This is a genomic window from Afipia sp. MLSD5-FHT05B12 (assembly GCF_058793355.1).
The window spans coordinates 1-4,397 of record NZ_JBXAFS010000043.1 but is presented as its reverse complement, the minus strand read 5'-3'; the positions used below and the strand labels follow the sequence as shown (position 1 = coordinate 4,397).

Here is a 4,397-nt window from a genome sequence, read left to right as displayed (position 1 = left end):
GTGCGAGATTTCGGAATCATTCATTGCGGCAACCGGCCCTTGATTTTTGCAAGACCTGCAGCCGCGCAGGCCTCGTCTTTCTCGCCGCCAGGTGCGCCACCAACTCCTATGGCGGCAACTACCTCGCCTTTGATCCTTACCGCGACCGCGCCGGGTAGAAGAAGGATATCAGGCAGGCTGGCAAAAGCAGCAGCATTGGGATTTGTCTTGAGCTTTTCGGTCCACACACTGAGGACATCGAAGCCGAAGATCGGCGCCATCGTCACTGTTGTATAGGCCTTGCGGAAGCTGGAGTCTTTGGTGTGGACAGTGCTGTGATCACCCTTGGCTTGCAGCCTGACATTGCCGGCTGCATCAACGATCGACACACTCACAGGCCAGCCCCTCTCTGCGCACACATGCACCGCTTCAGCGGCGGCTTCCATCGCCAGATCGAGCGACAAGAAGTTGCCGGTATTCTGAACTTGGGCAACCGCGGGAGCCGCCACGAAAACCGTGGTCACGGCGAGGCCTCGCGCAGCTAATCCAATGCAGGATCGCACAATCCTTGCCTTCTCCAGGAGTCTCATTTCCCGCCTCACTTTGCGTTCGGCAAGCGACCGAGGAACGTCAGGACGGCGGAAGCGATCTCCGGTCCGTGCGTCTCAAGTGCGAAGTGGCCAGCGTCGTAGGAATGAACCTCGGTCTTCGGCACCAGGGACTTGAAGAAGTCCCGGCCCTGCGTCGTGAAGAATGGGTCGTTGTTACCCCAAGTCACAAGTATCGGTGGCTGCCTGGTTTTCAGGTACTCCTGCCACTTCGGATATTGAGCGACGTTGTCCTGATACTGATAGAGCAACTCAACCTGAATCTTGTCATTGCCGGAACGATCGAGGAATGCCTGGTCGAAAGCCCACGCGTCTGGATTGACCAGATCCTTGCGCGAGGCACCGTGTGTGTACTGAAATTTTGTCGCCTCAGCATTGAAGGCCGCGCGCAGTGGCTTCTCGGTTTCCGGCGTCCGATTCTGCCAGGCGGGCGCGAAGCTGGCGACTACCTGCGGATTCCAGCCCTCGACATTGGTAACAGCGTTCTGCACGACGAAGCCGCGTACCTTGTCGGGATTCTTGAGGGCTAGCCGCATGCCGATGGGGCCGCCATAGTCCTGCATGTAGAGAATGTAATTCTTGAGCCCGACCGTGCTCGTGAATTCATCAACTACATCAGCCAAATTCGCAAACGTGTACTTGAAGGCATCGAGCGAGGGCGCGCTCGAATGACCGAAGCCTGGATAGTCGGGCGCGATGACATGGTACTTCGTAGCGAGAACCGGGATCAGTTCGCGAAACATGTGGGATGACGTAGGGAAGCCATGCAACAACAGCACCGTGGGAGCCGACTTCGGTCCTGCTTCGCGATAAAAAATGTCAAGATCTCGTACCTTGGCGACGTTATAAGTCACAGGCTCAGCCGCGAAGGAACTGGTCGCGAGAGCAGTGCCCAGAAGAGAGGTGGCTGCGACGATAGTGACTACCAATTTATTCATGATCAATTCTCGCTGTGTGGAGGCTTCGGTAATCGGATCTTATGCCGCGTTGCGGGCCGCGGGCACGATCGGAAAATCGATCGCGGTTCCTGCCACCTCGTTGACGTAATTGGTCAGAGTGTTCAGAGCGACATGAACCACGATCTCAATGATTTGCGCATCGTCGAATCCCGCCTGCTTGACAGCGGCAATGTCCGCGCCGTCGGCGTGCCCGCGCGCATGAGCAACTTTTCTGGCGAAACGCACCGCGGCATCTGCCTTCGGATCGCTGGACGTACCGTTGCGGTTCGCGGTGATCTCCGCATCGTCGAGCTTGGCGATGTTCTTGGCCAGGAACGTGTGGGCCGAGAGGCAGTAGTGACACCCGTTGATTTCTGCAACGGCGAGCGCGATCCGCTCGCGAGTCGCGCCGTCGAGCGCGCCTTTCGAGAGCGCGGTGTTGAGACCAAGATAGCCCTCTAACGCAGCCGGACTGTTGGCGATTAGGCGGAACAGGTTGGGCACCGAGCCAAGCTGGTTCTGGACGGCTTCGAGCAGCGGACGCGCGGCAACCGGTGAGGCATCAATTGAGGCGGGGGTCGGGATGCGTGACATTTAGCTTTCCTGTCTGACGTGAACCTTGGTTCAGGCTGCGGCCCATACCTGCTCCCTTCCAAAGAATCCGACTATCTGGTAATTTTGAAAGTCACCTTTCCAGATTTTGGAAGTAACAATGGATCGTTTCGAGTCAATGTCGGCATTCGTGACTGTGGTCGAGGCGGGCGGCTTTTCCGCCGCCTCGCGCGACAGCGGAATGCCTCTAGCAACGCTCAGCCGCAAAGTGTCTGAGCTCGAAGACCTTCTTGGGGTGAGTTTGGTCAGTCGCTCAACGCGTAAAATCACGCTGACCGACAGCGGTCAACCTTTCTACCTAGCGTGCCGTCGTTTACTGGATGAGTTAGGTGAAGCGGAACGTGTCGCGTCCGGTGAATACCGCGTACCGCGCGGCAAATTGATCATTACGGCGCCGATCGTGTTCGGACGAGTTCACCTCACCCCAATCGTGGTCGATTTTCTGAAGGCCTATCCCGAGGTCGGCGTTCAGTTGCACCTCTCTGATCAGATCGTCGATCTCATCGATGCGCAGGTGGATCTTGCCGTCCGGTTGAGCGAACTTCCCGACAGCAGCATGATCGCTCTGCGCATCGGGACAATCCGCAATATCATCTGCGCCAGTCCGGCCTATCTCGCAAAGCGGGGCACGCCGAAACATCCCGACGATCTCGCTGACCATGACTGCGTGACGCGCCCGACACTATCGGCGTCCAACGCGTGGCCGTTTCGAATCGGCAAGAGGACCAAAGAATTTCCAGTGCGCTCGCGGCTGGTTGTAACGACTGCAGAAGCGGCGATTGAAGCCGCCATCGCCGGTGCAGGATTGACCCGGGCATTCTGCTATCAGGTCGTCAACGCTGAGAAAGACGGCGATCTCGTCACTGTTCTCCGCGACTTTGAACCGGCCCCCTTTCCGCTCAACTTCGTGTATCCGAGTTCGCGGCTGATTCCGCTGAAGCTCCGGGCATTTCTCGACTATGCCGCGCCGCGGCTGAAGCAGCGACTGCAGTACCTCTGATCGAACAGACCGGCTCGAACGGGAACAGCGACCGGTCTGAGCGGTGAGGTTCTCCGCTCTTTTCCTATATGCGTTTTATATTGCTGCATGCCTTAGCAACGCGGGCGCGCAGTTGTTCCGGCACAGAGTTGCATCGCCATTTGGGACGTGAACCTATAAAACCAGGGCATTGCGGGAGCGGAAAAAACGGCCTGAAGAAAATGGTGGCCTGCAAAACGTCTTTGCCGCTTAACAGCTGCGAAACTGGCTGTGAGCGCCTTCGCGAGAGCGTCGGCTAGCTTCGCACCACATTCCTGAAGGCCGCCGAAAGTGCCGCAAGGGCATCGCGCGACCGACCGTCCTTGACCCTGGTGTGAAGCAGGATCGGCAAGCGCGGCAAATCGGGCAGCTTGAGCCTGGAGCCAACATCAACCGCGCCGAATGGCAACATGCGCGGAGCCAATGCAGCGACACCGAGCCCGGCCATCACGGCTGCGGCCACCGCCGCAACGCCGCCGCCGACGAAAATTTCCGTCCACGGCACACCGGCTTTATCGAGAAGCTGCCCGGCCAACGCGCGCACGCCACAGGGCTCGGCCATGGTGGCAAGTGGCAGGGGCTCGCCCGCGCGATGCTGCCAGCCAGGTGCAGCGAACCAGCCGAATTTTTCTTCGGTCAGAATTTCCCCGTCGTTTCGCCCCGCATGCAGGCGGACGATCGCGGTATCGAGTTCCCGCCGGTCGAAGCTTTGAAGCAGGTCGCCCGACGATCCGATCCGGATTTCGATCAGCAACTGCGGATCTTGCGCATTCATTCGCGCGATCAGTGCGGGGAGTTCCGGCCCCGCAACATGGTCGCTGATGCCGATGGTGAGGCGCTGCCGGGCTCCGGAAAATATGGCGAGGGCGCGATCTTGCACCTCCAGAAGTTCGCGAGCGTGTTCGAGAAAGGCCACGCCCCTCGCCGAAAGCTCCACGTACCGGGGCGTCCGCTCGACGAGCCGGCAACCGAGCCTTTCCTCGAGCCGCTTCAGCTTCAGGCTGACCGCGCCTTGCGTCGTCCGCATGGACTCAGCCGCGCGCGTGAAACTGCCCAGTTCGGCGATGCGAACAAAAGCCTGGACGGCGTCCATGTCGAGGGGGCGTTCAGTCATTTCCAACCAAAATAGCTGATATCACTATCCATAGCATATCAAAATAGTCGCGCAGCATCTATTAAGCCAAGACCAAATGAAAAGGATCTGCGATGCCGCTGCTTCACATCTCGCTGCGCGCCGGAAAG

Annotated in this window: 5 protein-coding genes; 1 reads left to right on the top strand and 4 read right to left on the bottom strand. The window is 58.8% G+C overall.

Translation table 11 applies throughout. The annotated features are described in order from the left end of the window. Positions 1 to 20 precede the first annotated feature (20 nt). The 3 genes from AC1Q6J_RS23090 to AC1Q6J_RS23080 all read right to left on the bottom strand — a co-directional run bounded on the left by AC1Q6J_RS23090 (position 21) and on the right by AC1Q6J_RS23080 (position 2,119). Positions 21 to 503 carry a GlcG/HbpS family heme-binding protein gene (locus tag AC1Q6J_RS23090; RefSeq protein WP_492281475.1) on the bottom strand — a complete coding sequence of 161 codons (483 nt, stop codon included), beginning with the start codon at positions 501 to 503 and terminating at the stop codon, positions 21 to 23. Positions 504 to 577: 74 nt separating this feature from the next. Beyond that, positions 578 to 1,525, bottom strand: a complete 948-nt coding sequence (locus AC1Q6J_RS23085) for an alpha/beta fold hydrolase (protein WP_492281474.1) — start codon at positions 1,523 to 1,525, stop codon at positions 578 to 580. A 39-nt stretch (positions 1,526 to 1,564) separates the two neighbouring features. Further along, the gene (locus tag AC1Q6J_RS23080) at positions 1,565 to 2,119 is read right to left on the bottom strand and encodes a carboxymuconolactone decarboxylase family protein (protein ID WP_492281473.1); all 555 of its coding nucleotides are present in this window, start codon (positions 2,117 to 2,119) and stop codon (positions 1,565 to 1,567) included. 118 nt (positions 2,120 to 2,237) lie between these two features. Between AC1Q6J_RS23080 and AC1Q6J_RS23075 the strand changes: the two genes are divergently transcribed. Beyond that, complete coding sequence (locus AC1Q6J_RS23075) at positions 2,238 to 3,137, top strand: LysR family transcriptional regulator (protein WP_492281472.1); 900 nt, start codon at positions 2,238 to 2,240, stop codon at positions 3,135 to 3,137. 274 nt (positions 3,138 to 3,411) lie between these two features. Here AC1Q6J_RS23075 and AC1Q6J_RS23070 read toward each other — a convergent pair whose 3' ends face one another. Continuing rightward, entirely contained in the window at positions 3,412 to 4,269 is an 858-nt protein-coding gene (locus AC1Q6J_RS23070; protein WP_492281471.1) for a LysR family transcriptional regulator, read from the bottom strand. Positions 4,270 to 4,397 lie beyond the last annotated feature (128 nt).

Bases quoted from the DNA above. Each gene is read 5' to 3' on its own strand.
- AC1Q6J_RS23085 (WP_492281474.1), bottom strand. From the start codon at position 1,525: ATGAATAAATTGGTAGTCACTATCGTCGCAGCCACCTCTCTTCTGGGC.
- AC1Q6J_RS23080 (WP_492281473.1), bottom strand. From the start codon at position 2,119: ATGTCACGCATCCCGACCCCCGCCTCAATTGATGCCTCACCGGTTGCC.
- AC1Q6J_RS23075 (WP_492281472.1), top strand. From the start codon at position 2,238: ATGGATCGTTTCGAGTCAATGTCGGCATTCGTGACTGTGGTCGAGGCG.
- AC1Q6J_RS23070 (WP_492281471.1), bottom strand. From the start codon at position 4,269: ATGACTGAACGCCCCCTCGACATGGACGCCGTCCAGGCTTTTGTTCGC.